Below are 21,444 nucleotides of genomic sequence, written 5' to 3' on the forward strand. Positions count from 1 at the left end.
GTGCGCGGACGTCCGTCCACAGGCTAGTCGGCTCCGGCCGCGCGCGGACGTGCCTGGGTATCGTGCGAGCCGTGACCGCGACCACGCCGCCCGCCGTGACCATCCCGGACCACCTGCTGCCCGCCGACGGGCGGTTCGGCTCCGGGCCCGCGAAGGTGCGCGACGCGCAGGTGCGCGCGCTGTCGGCCGCCGGCCGCTCCCTGCTGGGCACGTCGCACCGCCAGCCGCCGGTGAAGCACCTCGTCGGCCGGGTGCGCGCCGGGCTCGGGGAGCTGTTCGCGCTGCCCGACGGCTACGAGGTCGCGCTGGGCAACGGCGGGTCCACCGCCTTCTGGGACCTCGCGACGCTCTGCCTGGTCGAGCGCCGGTCCGCGCACGCGGTGTTCGGCGAGTTCGGGTCGAAGTTCGCCGCCGCGGCCGCACGGGCGCCGTTCCTCGACGACCCGGTGCTGACCTCGGTCGCGCCCGGCACGTCGGCCGTCCCGGCGCTCGCCGACGGCGTCGACGCCTACGCGTGGCCGCACAACGAGACGTCGACCGGCGCGGTCGCCCCGGTCCGCCGGGTCCCCGGGTCCGCCGACCAGGGCGCGCTGGTCCTCGTGGACGCCACCTCCGGCGCCGGCGGGCTCGCGGTCGACGTCGCGCAGACCGACGCCTACTACTTCGCGCCGCAGAAGTCGTTCGCCTCCGACGGCGGCCTGTGGCTCGCGGTGCTGTCCCCCGCCGCCGTCGAGCGCGCCGCCCGGGTCGAGTCGTCGGGCCGCTGGGTGCCGGAGTTCCTGTCGCTCACCACGGCCGTGCAGAACTCCCGCGCCGACCAGACGCTCAACACCCCGGCGATCGCGACGCTCGTGATGCTGGCCGAGCAGGTCGACTGGATGCTCGCGAACGGCGGCCTGGCCTGGTGCGCCGAGCGCACCGCCACCTCCGCCGGCCACCTGTACGGCTGGGCCGAGGCGCGGGACTGGGCCTCGCCGTTCGTCGCGGACCCCGGGCAGCGGTCCCCCGTCGTCGGCACGATCGACCTGTCGCCCGAGATCGAGGCGCCGACCGTCGCGAAGATCCTCCGGGCGCACGGGATCGTCGACGTCGAGCCGTACCGCAAGCTCGGGCGCAACCAGCTGCGGGTCGCGATGTTCCCCGCGGTCGAGCCGGACGACGTGCTGGCGCTCACGGCCTGCCTGGACCACGTGGTGGACCGCCTGGTCTGACCCGGGCCGCGGCGCGCGTCGCCGCCCCGGGCGTGGCGGAGGGCGCCGGGGCCGGCCCCGGCGCCCTCCCGTCCGTCCCGCTCAGCCCGCGTGGTGCCGGCGGCGCACCGGGATCGCGACCAGCACCCCGCCGACCAGCAGGAGCAGGCCCGCCGCGAGCAGCAGCGGCGTCGCGTTCGAGCCGGTGACCGCGAGCACCGCGGAGGCCGCCTGCACGCCCGCGGCCTCCTCGGGCGCGGCGAGCACGTCGGACGTCACGACGACGCCGGCGACCTGGGACTGCGGCGGGTTCGCGCACACCGCCGAGGCCGGCGGGTACGACACGACCGTCGTGGCGCTCGGGTTGACCTCGAACGTCACCTCGACCTGCGGGCGGGTGTAGTCGTAGGCGTCGTGCTCGGCCCACGAGCCGTCGGGCAGCTGCGTCCAGCCCGGCCAGTCGACGACCACGCCGTCCACGACCACCGTGCCCGGCCAGTACACCTGCCCGCTCAGCGGCAGCCCCGACTGCACGAGGTCCTCGCCGCCCGGGTGGTGCCAGGTGATCGTCACCGTCTGGTTCGACGTGCCGACCGGCTCGACCGCGTAGGACAGCGCCGGCGCCGACGCGAGGCACACGGCCTGCGCGCGGGCGATGCCGAGCTCGCACCGGGTCGGCGGGGCGTAGCCGTCGGCGGGCGCGTCGGTCGGGTCCGGGTTCTCGCAGTCGCCGAGGGTGACGGCGGGGGCCGGGGCCGCCGGGGCCGCCGCGGCGGGGGTCGCGGGCGCCGCCAGCGCCGGGGAGACCGGGCCGAGGACGGCGGCGGCCGCCGCGACCAGGCCGATCAGGATGCGTCGCCGGTGTGCCATGTGCTCCCCCAAGGACCGGGCGCCCGGCATCGTCGCCGGACTGGGGCCCGATTCGTACAAATCGGACATTTCGGTCATGGTAGGCACGGCCGGGCGGGCGGCGCGCGGGCTGCGGGGGCTGAAGTTCCGCGTCATCACGCGGATGTCGCCCGGTCAGGGGCGGGTCGACCGGCGGGCGGGCCCCTGACCTGCGCGGGCACCCGACGGCCGGGTCGGCGGGCCTCCGGCGGGCCGGCGGGTGAAATCACACCGACGGGCGACCACGGGTCAGCCGGCCGCGCACTCCCCGGTCACGACCCCCGGGCCGGTGAGCGTCGGGGTGGTCCACACGGTCAGCGCCCCGCCCGGCGCCGGCACGGTCACGCTGTACGTCTCGGCGGCCCCCGGCGCGAGCCGCGACGTCAGGACTGCTACGTCCCGTCGCGCCGCGGACGCCTGCTGGCCCCCGACCACGACCCCGTCGCGGGACACCGGCCCGACCCGGCCGTCGCGCGGCGACCAGAACGACACGTTCGTCGCCAGCCAGCCCGCGGGGACGCCCGACCGCCCGTCGCCGAGCACCTGGGCCGGGTAGCCCGCCACGTCCGCCGGCGGCGCGTAGTCGAGCGCCAGGTCCACCCGGGCCGTGGGGTCGGCGGTGCCGCAGCCCTGCATCGTCACGGTCACCGTCGTCGTGAGGTCGAAGTCGAGCTTGCCGGCGGTCGCGTCGTCGAGGAACACCCCGAGCGCCGCGCCGACCCGCCCCGTCGGCGTCGCGGCGTCGCCGGTGAGGAACGCGCCGCCGAGGGGGGTGCGCGCCAGCACGGCCTGCTCCGCGGGGTCGGCGGTCCACAGGGCGACCCGGCGCTGGTCCACCGCGTCGAGCAGGGCCTGGCCGGCCACCCGCGCGGTCGCCGGGTCGGCGGTGGCGTCCCGCAGCACCGCGAACGCGGCCGTCGCCACCTGCGCGTAGAACGCGTCGCCCCACCGCGGGTCGCCGTACGCCAGGTACGCGTCGCGCAGCAGCGCCTGCAGCAGCGTGTCGCCGCCGAGCTCCTCCCCGTCGGCCTGCACCGTGCGCCCCGTCGCGGACAGCAGGTCCGCCACCACGACCGGGTCGGTCGCGATCACGCCGTCCACGACCTGACCCGTCGACTGCTGCCAGAACGCGGCGGCCAGCGCCGCGGCGCGCGGGAAGTCGGGGACGAGCACCGAGTCCTGCACCCAGCGCCCCGGCCGGTCGCCGTACAGCGCCGCCTCCGCGTCGGACAGCGGCAGCGCGGGGGCGGCGAGCTCCGGCAGGTCGACGGTGCTCCGCTGGCCGACCAGGCCGACCGCGCCGTCCGCGACCTGGAGCACCGCGACCGCGCCGACGATGCCGCCCTGCGCGCGCAGCTCCGCCGGGTTGAGAGACAGCAGCAGGTAGGTGCGGGGGCCGTCGGCGCCGAGCAGGTCCGGCAGCACCGCCGCGACCTCTCCGACCGCCGACAGCGAGCCCGAGGCCCCGTCGAGCGCGCGGCGCAGCTGCGCGACCGGGCCGGCGACGGGGCCGACGAGCCGGTCCGGGTCGATCGTCGCCAGGTCCGCGCGCAGGCCGTCGACCACGGTCGCGGCGCGGGCGGCGGCCGGGGCGGCGGCGGCGACCGGGGTCAGGTCGACCCAGCCCGCGGGGACGGCCTCCGCCGGCCGGGCCCCGGCGTGGACCACGGCGCCGAGCGCGGTGAGCAGGTCGGGCGCCGCGTCGTGGGCCAGCCGGTCGGCGGCGGTGGCGACGACGGCCACCGCGCGGAGGTCGTCGCCGACCAGCGGCAGCCGCTCGGCCAGCCGCCAGACCGGGTCGTCCACGGCGTCGGCCGCGCGGGCGGCGGCGTCCTGCGCGCCGGGCAGCCGCGCCTCGAGCGCCGGGACGTCGAGCGCGTCGGCCTCCGCCCGGGCGCCGTCGGCCGTGGCCTGCAGGTCCCGCAGCGCCGTGCCGGCCTGATACACCCGGAACGCCAGCCACCCGCCCAGCAGGAGCGCGCCCGCCAGCAGCGCCGCCACCGCGATGAGCACCCGCCGTCGGACTGCCATCCGTCGATCGTCACATATCGGACAAATCGGGCAAGGGGTCGGGCGCGGGTTCACCCGCTCGGGACGACGTGCGCCCCGGGTGCGGACGCGGTGCTACAGCGCCGCGTCGGCCGCCTCGCGCGCCGCGACCTGGTCGACGCCGCGCCGCGGGGCCGGGACCTCCGGGTGCAGCACCTGGAGGTGCGGCCGGCTGAGGAACCGGTAGCGCACCTGCACCCGCCAGTGCTTCCGCGCCCACAGCCCCGCCGCGACCGACACCATGAGCGCCGTGATCGAGCCGATGCCGATGGACCACCGCGGGCCGAACTGCTCGCCGATCCAGCCCACGATCGGCGACCCGATCGGCGTCGCCCCGAGCATGACGATCATGTAGAGCGACATCACCCGGCCGCGCACGACGGGGTCGGTCGACATCTGGATGGTCGTGTTCGCGGCGGTCATCATCGTCAGTGAGGCGAGCCCGACCGGGATGCACGCGACGGCATAGGACACGTAGGTCGGCATCAGCGCCTGGACGCCCGTCGCCACCCCGAACGCGAACGCCGCGCCGATCACCAGCCGCACCCGGGGCCGCTCGCGCCGGGCCGCCAGCAGCGCGCCGGCGAGCGAGCCGATCGCCAGCACCGAGCCGAGGATCCCGTACTCCCCCGCGCCCTTGCCGAACTCCGCGCGGGCCATGAGCGCGCTGGTCATCTGGAAGTTCAGGCCGAACGTCGACACCACGCCGATGACCGCCATGATCACGAGGATGTCGCTGCGCCCGCGGACGTACCGGACGCCCTCGCGGATCTGGCCCTTCGCCCGCGGGGCGACCGGCATGGTGTGCAGCTCGCCGGTCCGCATGAGCGTGAGCGCGAGGATCGTCGCCGCGAACGACACCCCGTTGATGACGAACACCCAGCCGGTGCCGACCGCGGCGATCGCCAGGCCCGCGACGCCCGGGCCGATGAGCCGGGCCGCGTTGAACGACGTGCTGTTCAGGCCGACCGCGTTGGACAGCCGGTTCGCGGGCACGAGCTCCGCGACGAACGTCTGCCGCACCGGCTGGTCGAGCGCCGCGACCGCCCCGAGCGCCAGCGCGAACAGGTAGACGTGCCACAGCCGCGCGTGCCCGGACAGCACGAGCGCGCCCAGCCCGAACGCGAGCACGCCCTGCGCCCCCTGCGTGATCATGAGCAGCTTCCGCCGGTTGACCCGGTCGGCCAGCACGCCGGCCCACGCGGACAGCAGCAGGGTCGGGGCGAACTGCAGCGCCGTCGTGATGCCGACCGCGAGGCCGGAGTCGTCGGACAGGTCGGTCAGGACGAGCCAGTCCTGCGCGACGCGCTGCATCCAGGTGCCGACGTTCGCGACCAGCGCGCCGGCGAACCACAGCCGGTAGTTGAAGTAGCGGAGCGACGCGAACGTCGAGTTCATGCGGGCGGCCTCATCCCGCCGCGATCCGGCGCAGCAGCACGGCGGCCTGCGCGAGGGTCCGGCGATCGTCGTCGGTCAGGGTGTCGAGCTGGGCGGCGAGCCACGCGTCACGGCGGCGGCGGGTCTCGCGGACCTCGGCCTCCCCCTGCGCGGTCAGGCTCACGACGACCTGCCGCCCGTCGGTCGGGTGCTCGGACTTCTGCACGAACCCGAGCTCCACGAGCGCGTTCACGGTGCGGGTCATGGAGGGCGGCTGGACGTGCTCGGCGTCGGCGAGCGCGCCGGGGCTGAGCGGCCCCTCGCGCAGCAGGATCGCGAGCACGTTGAACTGGGGGTCGGGCAGGTCGGCGGCGCCGCGGCGGGCGCGGATGCGCCGGGTCGACTTGGCGAGCGCGACCCGCAGCTCCCCGGCGAGCTCGGTCACGGCGACGCCCTCGGGCGCGGGTGCGGGAGCGGCAGTCACGATCGTTACCTTACGTCATTACCTTCGCTAACCAAACTGCCCTCTGTCCCGCTGCCGCGCCCGGCGCCGCCCTTACCCCCCGCCTCTACCCCGCCCTTACCCCCCGCCTCTACCCCGCGCGCACAACCCGCCGAGATGGCAACTCTCGGCTGCCGGGAGCCACCGACGCACAGCCGAGAGTTGCCATCTCGGCGGTGGACCTCGGCGCGGGCGGCAGAGGTTGTCCACAGATGGCGGAGTCGGGGGCTGCGCCCGGGGACTCGGAAGAGCAGCGTGGCGGCATGCCCCGCCACGACCGACCGCTCCCAGCCACCCTGCGCCGCGGGCCGTTCACCGTCGCCGACGGCCTCGCGGCCGGTACGCCCGAGGACGCGATGCGCCGCGCCGGCCTGCGCATCCCGACTCCCTCCGTGCGTGCCGCGGGTCCGGCGCCGGCAGCCGGCGACGTCCTGGCCCGGTGCCAGGAGTTCGCGCCGGCGCTGCCGCCGGACGCCGTGTTCTGCCACGGCACCGCGTTCGCCCTGCTCGGGGCCGACCTGCCGTTCGGCATCGACCCGGCCGGCGACCTCCACGTCGAGGTCGGGCCGGGCCGGTCGCTTCCCCGTCGACGCGGTCTGGTCGGGCACCGCCGCTCGGCGGCGGACGTGCCCTACCTCCGCATGCCGCTGGGCGTCCGGGTCGCGCTCCCGGAGGCCGCGTGGCTGCAGCTGGCGACCGCCGTCGCGCCGCGAGAGCTCGTCGTCGCCGCCGAAGCCCTGATGCGCCGCCAAGGCCCGTTGTGCCGACCCGAGCACCTGGACCGCGCCGTCGCCGGGCTCCCTCCCGGCGCCCGCGGCGTGCGCCTGCTGCGCCACGCGCTCGGCCAGGCGCGGGCCGGCACGGACTCGTGCATGGAGTCGCGGCTGCGCTGGACGCTGACGGACTCCGGCCTCCCCTGCCCCTCCGTGAACGTCCTCGTCCACGACGCCGACGGTCAGGTCGTCGCGATGCCCCACCTGTCCTACGAGGAGGAGCGCGTGGCGATCGAGTACGACGGGGACATCCACCGCACCGACCGCCGCACCTGGCTGCGCGACCGGACGAGGCGGGCGGCTCTCGAGTCGCTCGGCTGGCGCGTCATCACCTGCACGGCAGACGACGTGCTCCGCCACCCCGAGCGCCCTGTCATCTGGGTGCGCCGTGCATTGCGCCGGTGACACCCGCCGAGATGGCATCTCTCGGCTGTGTCGGGCGACTTTCGCACAGCCGAGAGATGCCATCTCGGCGAGGTCTCGGGAGAAAGCGGAGCGAGCGGAGCGAGAGCGGAGGGGTTACGGGCGGCCCAGGGCGCGGTAGGTCCAGCCCGCCGCCCGCCAGGCGCGCGGGTCGAGGACGTTCCGGCCGTCCAGGACCGCGCGGCGCGCGACCAGGCCGCCGACGCGCTCCGGGTCCAGGTCCCGGTACTCCCGCCACTCCGTGGCCAGCAGCACGACGTCCGCGCCGGCCACCGCCTCCTCCGCGGTCGCGGCGAACGTCAGGCCCGGCCACGCCCGCCGCGCGTTGTCCACGGCCTGCGGGTCCGTCACCACGACCTGCGCGCCCTGGAGCTGCATCTGCGCCGCCACCGACAGGGCCGGCGAGTCCCGGACGTCGTCCGAGTCCGGCTTGAACGCCGCGCCCAGGACGGCGATCCGCCGGCCGACGATCGAGCCGCCGCACACCTCGCGGGCCAGGTCCACCATCCGCACCCGCCGGCGCATGTTGATCGCGTCGACCTCGCGCAGGAACGACAGCGCCTGGTCGACGCCGAGCTCGCCGGCCCGCGCCATGAACGCCCGGATGTCCTTCGGCAGGCAGCCGCCGCCGAACCCGAGCCCTGCGTTGAGGAACCGTCGCCCGATCCGGTCGTCGTAGCCGATGGCGTCCGCGAGCCGGGTGACGTCCGCGCCGGTCGCCTCGCACAACTCGGCCATCGCGTTGATGAAGCTGATCTTCGTCGCCAGGAAGCTGTTCGCCGCCACCTTCACGAGCTGCGCGGTCGCGTAGTCCGTGACCACGAGCGGGGTGCCGTCCGCGAGCGGCGCGGCGTAGACCTCGTCCAGGATCGTGCGGGCCCGGTCGCCCCCCGGGGTCGGGACGCCGTCGTCGTCGGTGGGCAGGCCGTACACCAGGCGGTCCGGGTGCAGCGTGTCCTGCACCGCGAAGCCCTCGCGCAGGAACTCCGGGTTCCACACGAGCGTCGCGCCGGTGCCGGTCAGCCGCGCGGCCAGCGCCTCCGCGGTCCCGACGGGCACGGTCGACTTCCCGACGACGAGGTCGCCGGGGCGCAGGTGCGGCAGCAGCGCGGCGAACGCCTCCTCGACGTGGCTCAGGTCCGCCCGGAACTCGCCGTGCTGCTGCGGGGTGCCGACGCACAGGAAGTGCACCGCGGCGCCGGCCACCGCCGCCGGGTCCGTGCCGAACGCCAGCCGATCGCCCCCGCCGACCTCGCGGAGCAGCTCGGGCAGCCCCGGCTCGTAGAACGGCGCGGTGCCCGAGGCGAGCAGGTCGACCTTCGCGGCGTCCACGTCGACGCCGACGACGGTGTGCCCGAGCTGGGCCATGCTCGCGGCGTGCACGGCACCCAGGTAGCCGCAGCCGATCACGGAGACGCGCATGGGGGACCCTTCGGCGGTCGTCGGGGGGACGGGACGAACCTAGCCGCGCACCGGGACCCCCGCCCGACGACGGCGCCCGCCCGGACGCGGGGTCCGGGCGGGCGCGGTCAGGGTGCGACGGGGCTGGTCAGACGCCCAGCCAGGACTTGATCGGGCCGATGAGGAAGTAGACGACGAACAGGGCCGCGGCCACCCACATGAGGGGGTGCACCGTGCGGACCTTGCCGAGCGCCAGCTTCAGCACGACGAACGAGATGACGCCCGCGCCGATGCCGACCGTGATCGAGTACGAGAACGGCATCAGGACGATCGTGAGGAACGCCGGGACGGCGACCTCGAAGTTCTTCCAGTCGATGCCGGACACCTGCATGACCATGAGGAAGCCGACGACGACCAGCGCCGGGGTGGCCGCCTCGAACGGCACCATGCCGACCACCGGGGCCAGGAAGGTCGCGAGCAGGAACGCCACGCCGGTGGTCACCGACGCGAGGCCGGTGCGCGCGCCGTCGCCGACGCCCGCCGCGGACTCGACGTAGGACGTGTTCGACGACACCGAGGCGGCGCCGCCGGCGGCCGCGGCGATCGAGTCGACGACCAGGATCGACCGGGTGCGGGGCGGGTTGCCCTCCTCGTCGAGCAGGCCCGCCTCGCCGCCGACGGCGACCATCGTGCCCATCGTGTCGAAGAAGTCGGCGATCATCACCGAGAACACCAGCAGGATCACCGCGACGATCCCGATCTTCTCGATCGAGCCGAACAGCGAGAACTGGCCGAGCAGCGAGAAGTCCGGCGCGGCGACGACGGAGTCCGGCACGGCCGGGACGGCCAGCGACCAGCCGTCCGGGTTGTCCGCGGAGCGCTCGCCGAGGTTGCCGACGGCCTCCACGACGATCGCGAGCACCGTCGAGGTGGCGATCGCGATGAGGATCGCGCCGTGCACCTTGCGGGCCATGAGGATGATCGCGAGGAACAGGCCGACGACGAACACGAGCAGCGGCCAGGAGCCCAGCGAGCCGCCGATGCCCAGCTCGACCGGCGTGGCCTGGCTGAACGGGATCCGCACGAAGCCGGCGTCGAACAGGCCGATGAACGCGATGAACAGGCCGATGCCGACGCTGATCGCGGTCTTGAGCTCCATCGGCACCGCGCGGAACACGGCCTCCCGGAACCCGGTCAGCACGAGCACGAGGATGATCAGGCCCTCGAGCACCACGATGCCCATGGCGTCGGCCCAGGTCATGTCCGGCAGCGAGGCGATCGAGTAGGCGACGACGGCGTTGAGGCCGAGGCCCGCCGCCAGCGCCAGCGGGAAGTTGGCGACGACGCCCATGAGGATCGACATGACGCCCGCGACCAGGGCGGTGGTCGCCGCGATCATCGGGATGTTCGGCTCGGACCCGCCGCCGAGGAAGTTCCCGGAGCCGTCCTGGACGGTCCCGAGGATGAGCGGGTTCAGCACGATGATGTAGCTCATCGTGAAGAAGGTGACGAGACCGCCGCGGATCTCGGTGCCGATCGTCGACCCGCGCTCGGAGATCTTGAAGAACCGGTCGACCGCGTTCTTCGGCGCGGCGGACGCCGGAGCGGTCGCCCGCGGGGAGGTGGTGGACATGGGGGGAAGTATGGCGGACGGGTGACGGTGCGGTCGCGGGTGTCCGGGAAGCGTTCACCGGCTCGAAACACACCGGCGGGTGCGCGCCCGCGCCGCCCCGGCCGGCGGGTAGGTGGCGGCCCGCTCCCCTGAGTGCTCCGGGTGCGCGCTCTGAGTGCCCGCGCGCCGCCGACAGGATGCGGTTCCGTGCGAGCAGCGGACGGGACGACGGCGGGCGCGGGCGCGGAGGCGTCCGCCCGGCGGCCCGGTCGACCCCTGCACGTCGCCCTCGTCACGCACCACTACGCGCCCGAGACCTGCCCGCCGGCCGCGCGCTGGCGGGAGCTGTCGGCCCGGTTCGTCGCCGCCGGGCACCGGGTGACCGTGCTGGCCCCGCCCGCGCACTACCCCGCCGGGCGGACCGGCGACGGCCCGCGGAACCGGCCGTGGGCCCGCGAGGACGGGCCCGCCGGCGAGACGGTGCACCGGGTGCGGTACCGGGAGCACGGGGTCGACGTCCGCAGCAGGCTGCTGGACCAGCTCTGCGCCGCCCTCGACTCGGTGGTCCTGGGCCGGCGCCGGCTGCACGGTCCCGACCGCCCGGACGTCGTGATCGCGACCGCGCCGGGCGGGCCGTCGCTGCTCGCGGCCCTGGCGCTCGCGGGCCCCCGGCGGCCGGTGGTGGTCGAGATGCGCGACGCGTGGCCCGACGTGCTCGAGGTCGAGGCCCTGGAGGACGTGGCCCGCGGCCTCGGCCGGCTGCTGCTGCGCGTCGCGGCCGCGCTCGTCCGGTGGGCGCAGCGCCGGGCCGCGCTCGTGGTGACCACGACGGTCGCGTTCGCCGACGTGCTGCGGGACCGGGGCGTCGCCCGGGTGGCGGTGGTGCGCAACGGCGTGCCCGTGACGCCGGCCCCGGCGCCCGGGCCCCCGCGGGCGGCGCCGGGCACCGACGACGGCGCCGGCGGCGTCGACGGCACCCCCGCCGCCGCCCTGCACGTGCTCTACCTCGGCACCACCGGCCGCAGCCAGGGCCTGTGCACCGCCGTGCGCGCCGTCGCCACCCTGCGGGACCGCGGCGTCGCGGTGCGGCTGCGGCTCGTCGGCTCGGGGTTCGACGACGCGGCGCTGCGCGCGGAGGTCGCCGCGACCGGGGCGCCCGTCGAGCTGGTCGGCCGGGTGCCGCGCGCGGAGGTGGCGGCGCACTACGCCTGGGCGGACACCGTGCTGGTCGCCCTGCGCGACTGGCCGCCGTTCGCCTGGACCGTGCCGTCGAAGCTCTACGAGGCGATGGCGGTCGGCCGGCACGTGTCCGCGGCCGTGGCGGGCGAGGCGGCCGCCGTGGTGCGGGACGCCGGCGCGGGCGACGTCGTGCCGCCCGAGGACGCGGACGCCCTGGTCGCGCTGTGGACCGCGCTCGCCGCGGACCGCGCGCGGCTCGACGTCGGCCCCGGCGGCCGGCGCTGGGTGGCGGAGCACGCCGACCTCGACCGGCTCGCGGCGCACTACCTCGACCTGCTCGCGGAGGTGGCGCCGTGACGGCCGCCCCGCGGGGCCGGGACGCCCGCGTGGTCCGGGGTGCGCCCCGGCCCCGCGCCCGGGACGTGCTGCGCGCGACCGCGGTCGCCGCGGGCGTGGCCACCCGGATGCTGCGGGAGGACCGGGCGCTGCTGGTCGTGCAGGCCTCCCGGCGGCTGCCGCCGACCGCGACGGCCCGGGTGGCCGGGGTGCTGCTGCGCGGCGGCCCGCCGGCCGGGGCGCGCCGCGTGCTCGGGCACTGGGTCGCCGGGCACCGCGAGGAGGCCGCGGCGCTGCTGCCCGCGGCCTGGGCCCGGGCGCGCACCCGGCCCGGGCGGCGGGTGCTCGCGGAGGTGGCGGTGGAGCTCGACCGGGCGGGCGCCGCGGGCGCCAAGGCGGGCGTGGCGCCGGCGCCGGGGTCGGACGCCGCGCCGGGCTCGGGGTCGGGCGCGCCCGCGGGCGTCGTCCTGCCCCGCGGCGCGGCCGCCGCGCGCGCCGCCTGGCGCGACGGCGACGTGCGCGGCGCCCTCGACCACGCCCGCGCCGCCGGCGACGCGCGCCTCGCCCGCCGGCTCGCCGCCGAGGTGGCCACGCTGCAGCCCGGGTTCGCGGTCAGCCCGGCGCCCCGGTCTGCGCCCCGCCGCCGCCTCGCCCCCGCCGCGACCCGCGACCCCGCCGCCCTGCACCTGCTCACCTCGTCCGTCCCGCACACCCCGAGCGGCTACGCCGTCCGCTCGCACGCGGTGCTGCGCGCCCAGGCCGCCGCGGGGGTCCGGGTCGCCGCCGCCACCCGGATCGGCTACCCGGTCTCGGTCGGCCGCCTGACCGCCCGGCGGTGCGACGTGGTCGACGGCGTCCCGTACCGGCGGCTGCTGCCGCTCGCCCCGCCGCGCACCGTCGTCGAGCGCGCCGCCCGCACCGTCGCGGAGCTGCGCCCGCTCGCCGACGCCTTCGGGCCGACCGTGCTGCACACGACCACCCCCTACGGCAACGGGCAGGTGGTCGCCGCCCTCGCCGCGGAGCTCGGGGTCCCGTGGGTGTACGAGGTGCGCGGGCTGCTGGAGCAGACCTGGGTGGCGGGCCGGCCCGACGCCGCCGCGCGGGACCGCGCCGCCGCCAGCGAGCGGTTCGCCCTGCTGCGTGCCCAGGAGGCGGCCGTGGCCGCGGCGGCCGACCACGTCGTCGCCCTCAGCGGCACCCTGCGGGACGACCTGGTCGCCCGCGGCGTCCCCGCCGAGCGCGTGACCGTCGTCCCCAACGGCGTCGACGCGCGGCTGCTCACCCTGCCCGACCCCGGCCCCGCGGCCGCCCGCCGGGCGCTCGGCCTGCCCGCCTACGGCTTCTGGGTGGGCACCGTCAGCAGCGTCGTCGACTACGAGGGCCTGGGCACGCTCGTCGACGCCGTCGCCCTGCTGCGGGCGCGCGGCCTGGACGTCCGCGCGTGCGTCGTCGGCGACGGGGTCGCGCTGCCCGGGCTGCGCCGCCGCGCCGCCGCCGCCGGCGTGGCGGACGCCGTGCTGCTGCGGGGCCGGGTGCCGGCCGCGGCCGCCCCGCGCTGGCACCAGGCGCTGGACGCGTTCGTCGTCCCGCGCCGGGACCTCGCCGTCTGCCGCCGGGTCGCCCCGCTCAAGCCGGTCGAGGCGATGGCGCTCGGGCGGCCGGTCGTCGCGAGCGACCTGCCGGCGCTGGCCGAGGTGCTGCCCGACGGCTCCGGGCTGCTGGTGCCGCCGGACGACGCCGCCGCGCTGGCGGACGCGCTCGCGGGCCTGCGGGCCGACCCCGCCGCCGCGGCCGCGCTGACCCGGGCGGGGCGCGTGGTGGCGGCGGAGCGGACCTGGGCGCGGGTCGGCGCGGCGTACCGGGTGCTGTACGAGCGGCTCGGGGCGGCGGGGTGACCGGGGCGCCCGCGCCGGCGACCGCCGGCACCGCCCGCCCCGGGCCGGGCCCGTCGGACCCGGCCACGCCCCCGGCACCCGCGGCGGCCCCGGCACCCGTGGCGGCCACGGCGCCCCCGCCCGACCCCGACCCGACCGGCCACCCCCGCCGCGGCGCCCGCCCCGTCCGCCGCGAGGTCGTCGACGGCGCCCACCTCGGCCCCGTCGCCGGCCGGCCGCCGCTCGACGCCTACCTGTCCCGGCTCTGGGGCCGCCGGCACTTCGTGCTGTGCGACGCCCGCGCCCGGGTGCGGTCGGGGACCAGCGGCACGCTGCTGGGCCGGGTGTGGCTGGTGCTGCGCCCGGTGCTCGACGCCACCGTGTACCTGGTCGTGTTCGGGCTCGTGCTGCGGTCGAGCCGGGGGATCGAGAACTTCCTCGGCTACCTCGTGGTCGGCACGTTCATGTTCCAGTACACCGTCCGGTGCCTGAACGCGGGGGCCATGTCGCTGCTGCGGCGGCAGGCGCTCGTGCGGGCGTTCGCGTTCCCGCGGGCCGCGCTGCCGCTGGCCGCCGTCGTGCGGGAGACGCTGTCGTACCTGCTGGTCCTGGTGGCCATGGTGGTGCTCGTGGTGCTGCTCCCGCCGGGCCCGGTGCTGTCGTGGCGGTGGCTGCTCGTCCCGCCGGCCCTGGTGCTCCAGGTGCTGCTCTGCGCGGGCCTGGCGCTCGTCGCCTGCCGCGCCACCACCCGGGTCCCGGACCTGCAGCACGTGATCGCGTTCCTGACCCGGCTGTGGTTCTACGCCTCCGCGGTCTTCTTCTCCTACGAGCGGTTCGTCGAGCACCCGCAGGTGCTGGCGCTCGTCGACCTGAACCCGATGTACCGGCTGCTCCAGATCACCCGCGACTGCCTGCTGTACGGCCGGACGCCGCCGGGCGCCGCGTGGCTCGTGCTCGGCGGCTGGTCGGTCGCCCTGCTGGTCGCGGGGCTGCTGTGGTCCTGGCGGGCGGAGGACTGCTGTGGCGACGACTGACCTCGTCCAGGTGGTCGTGGACGACGTGCACGTGCGGTACCGCACGCCCTCCTCCGCCGCCGGGCTGCGCGACCGCGCCCCGCGCTGGCGCCGCGCGCTGGCCCGCGCCGCCGGGTTCGAGCCGACCGAGCAGGTGCGGGCCCTCGCGGGGGTGTCGCTGGTCGCCCGCGCGGGCGAGGCCGTGGGCGTCGTGGGCCTGAACGGCTCGGGGAAGTCGACGCTGCTGCGGGTGGTCGCCGGGCTCGAGGTGCCGCACCGGGGCCGGGTGCGCGCCGCGAGCCGCCCGGTGCTGCTCGGGGTCAACGCGGCGCTGGTGCCGGAGCTCTCCGGCCGGGAGAACGTCCGGCTCGGCTGCCTCGCGATGGGCATGACCCCCGAGGCGGCCGCGGCGGCGTACCCCGAGGTGCTCGAGGTCGCGGGCATCGGCCCGTCGATCCACCGCCCGATGCGGACGTACTCGTCCGGCACGGGCGCCCGGCTCAAGTTCGCCATCGCCGCGGCGGCCGACCCGCGGATCCTCCTGGTGGACGAGGCGCTCGCCACCGGGGACGCCGCCTTCCGCGAGCGCAGCGAGGCCCGCATGGAGCGGCTCCGCCGCAGCGCCGGCTGCGTGTTCCTGGTGAGCCACGCGGCGCAGACCGTCGAGGAGACCTGCACCCGGGCGGTGTGGCTGCACCGCGGCCGGGTCGTGCTCGACGGCCCGGCGCGGGACGTCGCGCGCCGGTACCGCTGGTGGGCCTGGAACCTCGCCCGCGGCGAGGCGGGCACCGCGGAGCGCCTGCTGCGCGAGGCCGTGGCCGCCGGCGCCGACACCCGCGTCGTCCTGTCCCCCGCCGACGCCGCCCACGCCACCCCGCGGCACGCCCGCGCCTGACCGCCCCGACCCGCCGCCGACCGCCCCGCCCCCGCCGCCGACCGCCCTGCCCCGACCCCGACCCCCGGAAGGCCCCCGCCATGCCCGCCCGCGTGATGACCGTCTACGGCACCCGTCCCGAGGCGATCAAGGTCGCCCCCGTCGTCCTCGCCCTGGACGCCTCCCCCGACATGCAGGGCATCACCGTCGTGACCGGCCAGCACCGGGAGATGCTCGACCAGGTCAACGCGCAGTTCGGCATCGCGCCCGACCACGACCTCGGCGTCATGCGGCACGGCCAGTCCCTGTCCGGGCTGTTCGCCCGGGTGCTCGACGGCCTCGACCCGGTCCTCGCCGCCGAGCGCCCGGACGCGGTCGTCGTCCAGGGCGACACCACCACCGCGGCGGCGGCCGCGCTCGCGGCGTTCCACCGGGGCGTGCCCGTCGCGCACCTCGAGGCGGGCCTCCGCTCCGGGGACCTGGCGTCGCCGTTCCCCGAGGAGGGCAACCGGCGGCTCGTGACCCACCTGGCGGCGCTGCACCTCGCGCCGACGGCGACCAGCCGCGCCAACCTGCTGGCGGAGGGCGTGCCGGCGGACCGCGTCGTGGTCACCGGGAACACGGTCGTCGACGCGCTGCTCGCCACCGTCGCCCGGGACGCGCCGTTCCGCGACCGGGCCCTGGAGTCCGCCGCCGGCTGCGGGCGTCGCCTGGTGCTGGTGACCACGCACCGCCGGGAGGCGTGGGGCGAGGCCATGCGCGGCGTCGGCCGCGCGGTGGCCCGGCTGGCGCGCGAGCACGAGGACGTCCTGGTCGTCCTGCCCGCGCACCGGAACCCGGCGGTGCGCGAGGTGCTGCTGCCGGAGGTCGCCGGCGAGCCGAACGTCCTGGTGACGGAGCCGCTGCCGTACCCCGAGTTCGCGCGGCTGCTGGGTCTGGCGCACCTGGTGCTCTCCGACTCGGGCGGCGTGCAGGAGGAGGCGCCGAGCCTCGGCACCCCGGTCCTGGTGCTGCGCGACACGACCGAGCGCCCCGAGGCCGTCGCCGCGGGGACGGTGCGGCTGGTCGGCACCGACGAGGAGGCGATCGTCCGCGAGGCGCGGACGCTGCTGCGCGACCCGGCGGCGCACGCCGCGATGGCGACCGCCGCGAACCCCTACGGCGACGGCACGGCCGCGGCGCGGAGCCTGGACGCCCTGCGCGACCTGCTGCCGGCCGAGGTCGCCACGTGAGGGCCGCCCCGGCGCCCCCAATGCGCACCCTCGTGCTGGGCTCGTGCGTCGCGCGCGACACGTTCGCCCGGCTGCCGCCCGACCGGTTCGCGCTGGTCGACTACGTCGCGCGGCAGTCGCTGCTCGCGGCCGACCGGCCGTCGCCCGCGGCGGCGGCGCTCGCGCCCCGCGTCCTGGTGCCGTCCCGGTTCCGCCGGCGCATGGCGCGCGGCACGCTGGCCGCCGACCTGCACGGCCGGATCGAGGCCGCGCGCGACCGGGTGGACCTGGTCCTGTGGGACCTCGCCGACGAGCGGCTCGGGGTGTACGAGCTGCCCGACGGGGGCCTCGTCACGCGCACCGTGGAGCTCGTCGAGTGCGGGCTGGACGCGGAGATCGCCGCCCGCGCCCGGCACGTGCCGTTCGGCAGCGAGGAGCACCTCGGGCGCTGGGCGTCCGCCGCGGAGCGGGCGCTCGACCGGCTGGTCGCCGCGCGGCTCGCGGACCGCACGGTGCTGCTGGAGGTCCCGTGGGCGGAGCGGTCGGCCGACGGCTCCCCGGCGCCGACGAGCTTCGGCACGTCGGCGCGCACCTTCAACGCGCTGGCCGCCCCGTACTACCGGCTGGTCCGCGAGCGGCTCGCCCCGGTCCGGGTGCTGCGGGCGCCGGTGACCCCGCTGTCCTGCCCGACGAACGTGTGGGGCGAGGCGCCGTTCCACTACGCCGAGCCGGTCTACGCGGCGGTGGCCGGGGCGCTCGTGGCCCGCGCCGACGACCCCGGGGCGGGCCTGCCCGTCCCCCGCCCGCAGGTGGAGGCCGCGGGCCCGCGGCGGGTCGTGGTCACCACGGCCCGCACCTGGGGCGAGGCGTTCGCGCTCCGGGTGACCCGCCGCGGCGAGGTCGTGGCGGAGCGGCCGTACCAGCGGGGCACCCGGTTCGAGGTCGCGCTCGCCGCCCCCGGCCGGTACGGGTTCCGGGTGCACCACCGGCGGGACGACCCGCGCCGCGTCGAGTCGGCCGGGACGATGGTCAGCGTGCGCTGACCGCCGCGGCGCGGCCCGCACCCAGCTCCTCGTACAGCGCCGACACCCGGCCGGCGAGCGTCGCCCAGTCCCGCTCCCGCTCGACCCACGCCCGCCCGGCCGCCCCGAGCCGCCGCACCAGGTCGGGCCGGTCGAGCAGCTCCCGCAGGCGCCGGGCCAGGTCGGCGGCGTCGCCCTTGGCGTGCAGCAGGCCGGTGACGCCGTCGTCCACGATCTCCGCGAGCGCCGCGACGTCGGACGCGACGACCGCCTTGCCCGCCGCCATGGCCTCGAACGGCTTCAGCGGCGACACCAGCTCGCACACCGGCAGCGGCAGCCGCGGGAACGGTGCGACGTCGACCAGCGAGTAGTACCGCTCCACGTCCGCGTGCGGGACCCGGCCGACGAACGTGACCACCCGGCCGAGCACCCCGAGCTCGTCCGCGAGCGCCTCGAACCGCTCCCGCTCCGCGCCGTCGCCGACCAGCAGCACGTGGAAGTCGGAGCGCTCGCGGTCGAGCTCGGCGGCGGCGCGCACCAGCAGGTCGATCCCCTCGTAGTCGAGCATCGACCCGACGTAGCCGATCACCGTGCGCCCGGCCAGGCCGAGCCGCTCCGCGAGGTCGGCGTCGCGCGGCACCGGCACGAACCGGCGGGTGTCCACCCCGTTCGGCACGACGGTGATCCGGTCCTCGGGGACCCCGCGGCCCACCAGCTCCGCGCGCAGCCCCTCGGTGATCGCGATGACCCGGTCCGCGGCGGTCGCGGCGTCGGCCTCCATCCGGGCGATGTAGCGGTACATGCCCGACCCCGCCCAGCCCGGGTTCCGGGACGCCCGGGTGACCTCCCACAGCCCGCGCACCTCGTACACCGACGGCAGGCCGAGCCGGCGCGCGGCCTGCACCGCGGTGAGCCCGTTCCAGTGGTTCGAGGCGGCGTGCACCAGCGCGGGCCGCTCCCGCCGGGCCAGGTCGGCCACCGCGTCGGCGTAGTCGGCGACGTACCGGGTGAGCGGGTTCTTGGGCCAGACGCCGGGCTCGGTGCTGAGCCGCGCGTACGGGACCCCGTCGACCACCTCGCGCGCCGGGACGGACCGGAGCTCGTCGTGCCCGGGCAGGTCGAACGGGAAGCCGGGGCGGGTCACCCCGAGCACGTCCCAGTCGGCGGCGAGCCCGCGCAGCAGGCCGTGCGAGCGGGTCGCGTAGCCCGCCGACGCGTACGGGAGCGAGTTGTGCAGCAGGTAGAGCAGCCGGCGGGGGTGCGGCTCGTACGCGGGCTCGGCGGCCCGGCGCGCGACCGGGAAGCCGCGGCGGGCCAGCTGCGCGTTGCTGGGCTCGGCGCCGGCCTCGGCCGCGCGCACCGCCCGGCGGCACGCGAGCTGGGTGCGCCGGCCCCACGCGTCCGCGGGCCGCGCGCGGCGGTACTCCCCCAGCAGGACGGCGGCGCGCGCGGGGCGCCCCGCGGCGAGCTGCCGGCGGACCGCCCGGCGGAGCGCGTCCACCGGGACCCGGTCGGCGGGCAGCGCGGCGACGAGGTCGACCGCCCGCCGCACCCGGCCGCACGCGAGGTCCACGACGGCCTCCGCGAGCCGGGCCTCGTCCGGCTCGAGCCCGGCGAGCGGGTCGCCCTCGGCCGGCTCGCCGGCGCCGTGCAGCCACAGCCGGGCGGCGGCGCGCGCGACCGGGTCGGGCCCGGCGGCCAGCGCGGCGGCGCCGGCCCGGTGCCGCGCCGGGATGAGCAGGTCGACCGCGCCGCGGTGCGCGGCGGGGTGCGCGGGCAGCGCCGCGGCGAGGTCGTCGAACACGCCCCGGACCAGCGCGTGCCCGCAGTTCCGCACCCGGGCGAGCTCGATGAGCAGCTCGACGGCGCCGACGTGCGCGGGGTGCAGGTCGAGGGCGGTGCGGACGGCGTCGAGGGCGGCGTCGGGCCGGCCGGCCTCCACGGCGCGCTGGGCGTGCAGGAACCACAGGTCGGCGCGGCCCGGCAGCAGCACGAGGGCGCGCCGGAGGGCGTCCTGCGCGCGGTCCCGGCGCCCGGCCGCCCAGTCGGCGCGCGCGGCGGCGAGCAGGGTCTCCGCGTCGGCGCCGCGGACCCGCGCCGGCCCGGGACCGGCCGGCGCCGCACGCGCCGGGCCCGCCGACCCCGCGGCCGCACCCGCGCCCCCCGCCCGGCCCCGGCCCCGGCCCCGCAGCAGCCGCCGCACCCGCGCCCGGACCCCGGCCGGGGTCACCGCCACACCCCGCGCGTGTCCACCACGACCGCGCCGTCCAGCCCGAGCGCCGCCCGGTCCGCGGCGACGAACTCCGCGTGGTCCACCAGCAGCACCACCGCGTCCGCCCCGGCCACCGCGTCCGCGAGCGGCTCGAGCGTGACCCCGGGCCGGGCCGCGAGCTCCGGCGGCAGCGCGGCCACGTGCGGCTCGACGACCGCCACGCGCCCCGCGGGCGACCGCTCGGCCAGCCGGTCCGCCAGCCGGCCGACGACGCACCGGGCGGGCGACTCCCGGAGGTCGTCGATGTCGGCCTTGAACGCCAGGCCGAGCGCGGCCACCCGCGGCGCGGCGACGCCGGCCACCGCCGCGAGCACCCGGTCCACCACGGCGTCGGGCCGCGCGTCGTTGATCTCGCGGGCCGTGCGGATCAGCCGGGCCTCCTCGGGCGCGGCCGCGACGAGGAACCACGGGTCGACGGCGATGCAGTGCCCGCCGACGCCCGGGCCGGGGCGCAGGATGTCGACCCGCGGGTGCCGGTTCGCGATCGCGCGCAGCTCCCAGACGTCGACGCCGAGCCGGTCGCAGATCGCGGCGAGCTCGTTCGCGAACGCGATGCCGACGTCCCGGGACGCGTTCTCGGCGAGCTTCGCGGTCTCCGCGGTGACCGCGTCCGTCAGCACGATCTCCCCGGTGCAGAACCGCGCGTACAGGTCGCGGGCGCGGCGGCCCGCCTCGGGCGTCAGCCCGCCGACCACCCGGGAGTTGGCGACCAGCTCGTGCATGATCCGGCCGGGCAGGACGCGCTCGGGGCAGTGCGCCACGTGCAGGGGCGGTCCGTCCGCCCCGTCCAGGGACAGGTCGGGGCGCGCGGCCAGCAGCCGCTCCGCGAGGTGCCGGGTGGCGCCGGGCGGCGAGGTGGACTCCAGGACCACCAGCGCGCCGCCGCGGAGCCGGGGCGCGATCGCGTCGGCGGCCGCGTCCACGCACGACAGGTCGGCGGTCCGGTCCGGCCGGAACGGCGTGGGCACGGCGATGACGTACGCGTCCGCCTCGGGCACCGTGGTCGCGGCGCGGAGGTCGCCGCCCGCCACCGCCGCCGCGAGCGCCTCGCCGAGGTCGGGCTCGACGAACGGCACCTCGCCCCGGTTCACGGAGCCGACGGTGCCCGGGTCGACGTCGACGCCGACGACCCGGGCGCCGTGCGCGGCGAGCACGACGGCGGTCGGCAGGCCGATGTAGCCGAGGCCGACGACGGCGACGGCGGGGCGGTCGGACATGGGTGGGTCTCCTCGGGGTGGGTCGGGCGCGGGTCAGACGAGCACGTGGGCGGGGTGCAGGCCGGCGACCTCCACGTCGCCGCCCGCGAGCAGCTCGGCGTCGGTGGCGGTCCAGGTGTGGGCCGCGGGGTCGGCGCCGCGCATCTGGAGGAAGTTGAACCGGTCGGCGGAGTAGACCCGGGCCCCAGCGGCGACCGCGGCGGCGAGGAAGCCGGTGTCCTCCCCGCGGGG

Annotated in this window: 16 protein-coding genes and 1 pseudogene; 8 read left to right on the forward strand and 9 right to left on the reverse strand. The window is 77.8% G+C overall.

From position 1 onward, the window contains the following. Positions 1 to 71: 71 nt before the first annotated feature. On the forward strand, positions 72 to 1,211 hold the full coding sequence (serC, locus tag VER05_RS15920; protein ID WP_324846295.1) for a phosphoserine transaminase: 1,140 nt from the start codon (positions 72 to 74) through the stop codon (positions 1,209 to 1,211). An 81-nt stretch (positions 1,212 to 1,292) separates the two neighbouring features. Here serC and VER05_RS15925 read toward each other — a convergent pair whose 3' ends face one another. The 4 genes from VER05_RS15925 to VER05_RS15940 form a co-directional block, all read right to left on the reverse strand. Beyond that, positions 1,293 to 2,060 carry an LPXTG cell wall anchor domain-containing protein gene (locus VER05_RS15925; protein WP_324846296.1) on the reverse strand — a complete coding sequence of 256 codons (768 nt, stop codon included), beginning with the start codon at positions 2,058 to 2,060 and terminating at the stop codon, positions 1,293 to 1,295. Between the two features lie 267 nt (positions 2,061 to 2,327). After that, positions 2,328 to 4,109 (reverse strand): DUF4012 domain-containing protein, encoded by a 1,782-nt coding sequence (locus tag VER05_RS15930; RefSeq protein WP_324846297.1) that lies wholly within the window; start codon positions 4,107 to 4,109, stop codon positions 2,328 to 2,330. A 93-nt stretch (positions 4,110 to 4,202) separates the two neighbouring features. After that, entirely contained in the window at positions 4,203 to 5,525 is a 1,323-nt protein-coding gene (locus tag VER05_RS15935) for an MFS transporter (RefSeq protein ID WP_324846298.1), read from the reverse strand. 10 nt (positions 5,526 to 5,535) lie between these two features. Further along, on the reverse strand, positions 5,536 to 5,988 hold the full coding sequence (locus tag VER05_RS15940; RefSeq protein WP_324846299.1) for a MarR family transcriptional regulator: 453 nt from the start codon (positions 5,986 to 5,988) through the stop codon (positions 5,536 to 5,538). Positions 5,989 to 6,269: 281 nt separating this feature from the next. Here VER05_RS15940 and VER05_RS15945 point away from each other — a divergent pair, with 281 nt between their 5' ends. Continuing rightward, on the forward strand, positions 6,270 to 7,184 hold the full coding sequence (locus VER05_RS15945) for an endonuclease domain-containing protein (RefSeq protein WP_324846300.1): 915 nt from the start codon (positions 6,270 to 6,272) through the stop codon (positions 7,182 to 7,184). A 114-nt stretch (positions 7,185 to 7,298) separates the two neighbouring features. Here VER05_RS15945 and VER05_RS15950 read toward each other — a convergent pair whose 3' ends face one another. Beyond that, on the reverse strand, positions 7,299 to 8,624 hold the full coding sequence (locus VER05_RS15950; protein ID WP_324846301.1) for a UDP-glucose/GDP-mannose dehydrogenase family protein: 1,326 nt from the start codon (positions 8,622 to 8,624) through the stop codon (positions 7,299 to 7,301). A gap of 127 nt (positions 8,625 to 8,751) precedes the next feature. Then, a complete protein-coding gene (locus tag VER05_RS15955) occupies positions 8,752 to 10,236 on the reverse strand; it encodes an NCS2 family permease (protein WP_324846302.1) in 1,485 nt (494 codons plus the stop codon). Between the two features lie 186 nt (positions 10,237 to 10,422). On the opposite strand from VER05_RS15955, the gene VER05_RS15960 reads away from it, so the two are divergent. The 6 genes from VER05_RS15960 to VER05_RS15985 all read left to right on the forward strand — a co-directional run bounded on the left by VER05_RS15960 (position 10,423) and on the right by VER05_RS15985 (position 17,745). Further along, positions 10,423 to 11,751 carry a glycosyltransferase family 4 protein gene (locus VER05_RS15960; RefSeq protein ID WP_324846303.1) on the forward strand — a complete coding sequence of 443 codons (1,329 nt, stop codon included), beginning with the start codon at positions 10,423 to 10,425 and terminating at the stop codon, positions 11,749 to 11,751. Next, a complete protein-coding gene (locus VER05_RS15965; RefSeq protein ID WP_324846304.1) occupies positions 11,748 to 13,625 on the forward strand; it encodes a glycosyltransferase family 4 protein in 1,878 nt (625 codons plus the stop codon). The genes VER05_RS15960 and VER05_RS15965 overlap by 4 nt, the downstream gene beginning before the upstream one ends. Further along, positions 13,622 to 14,638: an ABC transporter permease gene (locus tag VER05_RS15970; protein ID WP_324846305.1), complete on the forward strand. Its 1,017-nt coding sequence runs from the start codon at positions 13,622 to 13,624 to the stop codon at positions 14,636 to 14,638. The genes VER05_RS15965 and VER05_RS15970 overlap by 4 nt, the downstream gene beginning before the upstream one ends. Then, positions 14,625 to 15,512: an ABC transporter ATP-binding protein gene (locus VER05_RS15975; RefSeq protein WP_324846306.1), complete on the forward strand. Its 888-nt coding sequence runs from the start codon at positions 14,625 to 14,627 to the stop codon at positions 15,510 to 15,512. The genes VER05_RS15970 and VER05_RS15975 overlap by 14 nt, the downstream gene beginning before the upstream one ends. 80 nt (positions 15,513 to 15,592) lie before the next feature. Then, positions 15,593 to 16,723 carry a non-hydrolyzing UDP-N-acetylglucosamine 2-epimerase gene (gene wecB / locus VER05_RS15980; protein ID WP_324846307.1) on the forward strand — a complete coding sequence of 377 codons (1,131 nt, stop codon included), beginning with the start codon at positions 15,593 to 15,595 and terminating at the stop codon, positions 16,721 to 16,723. Next, positions 16,720 to 17,745, forward strand: a complete 1,026-nt coding sequence (locus tag VER05_RS15985) for a DUF6270 domain-containing protein (RefSeq protein WP_324846308.1) — start codon at positions 16,720 to 16,722, stop codon at positions 17,743 to 17,745. Before wecB ends, VER05_RS15985 begins: the two co-directional genes overlap by 4 nt. On the opposite strand, the gene VER05_RS15990 is transcribed toward VER05_RS15985, so the two are convergent. The 3 genes and pseudogenes from VER05_RS15990 to VER05_RS16000 form a co-directional block, all read right to left on the reverse strand. Continuing rightward, entirely contained in the window at positions 17,732 to 19,954 is a 2,223-nt protein-coding gene (locus tag VER05_RS15990) for a glycosyltransferase (RefSeq protein WP_324846309.1), read from the reverse strand. The two genes, VER05_RS15985 and VER05_RS15990, sit on opposite strands and share 14 nt — an antisense overlap. Further along, on the reverse strand, positions 19,951 to 21,213 hold the full coding sequence (gene wecC, locus VER05_RS15995) for a UDP-N-acetyl-D-mannosamine dehydrogenase (protein ID WP_324846310.1): 1,263 nt from the start codon (positions 21,211 to 21,213) through the stop codon (positions 19,951 to 19,953). Before wecC ends, VER05_RS15990 begins: the two co-directional genes overlap by 4 nt. 33 nt (positions 21,214 to 21,246) lie before the next feature. Further along, a pseudogene (locus VER05_RS16000) lies at positions 21,247 to 21,444 on the reverse strand (glycosyltransferase); the annotation flags it as partial.

It is taken from the genome of Cellulomonas sp., assembly GCF_035634735.1.
Lineage (GTDB): Bacteria > Actinomycetota > Actinomycetes > Actinomycetales > Cellulomonadaceae > Cellulomonas.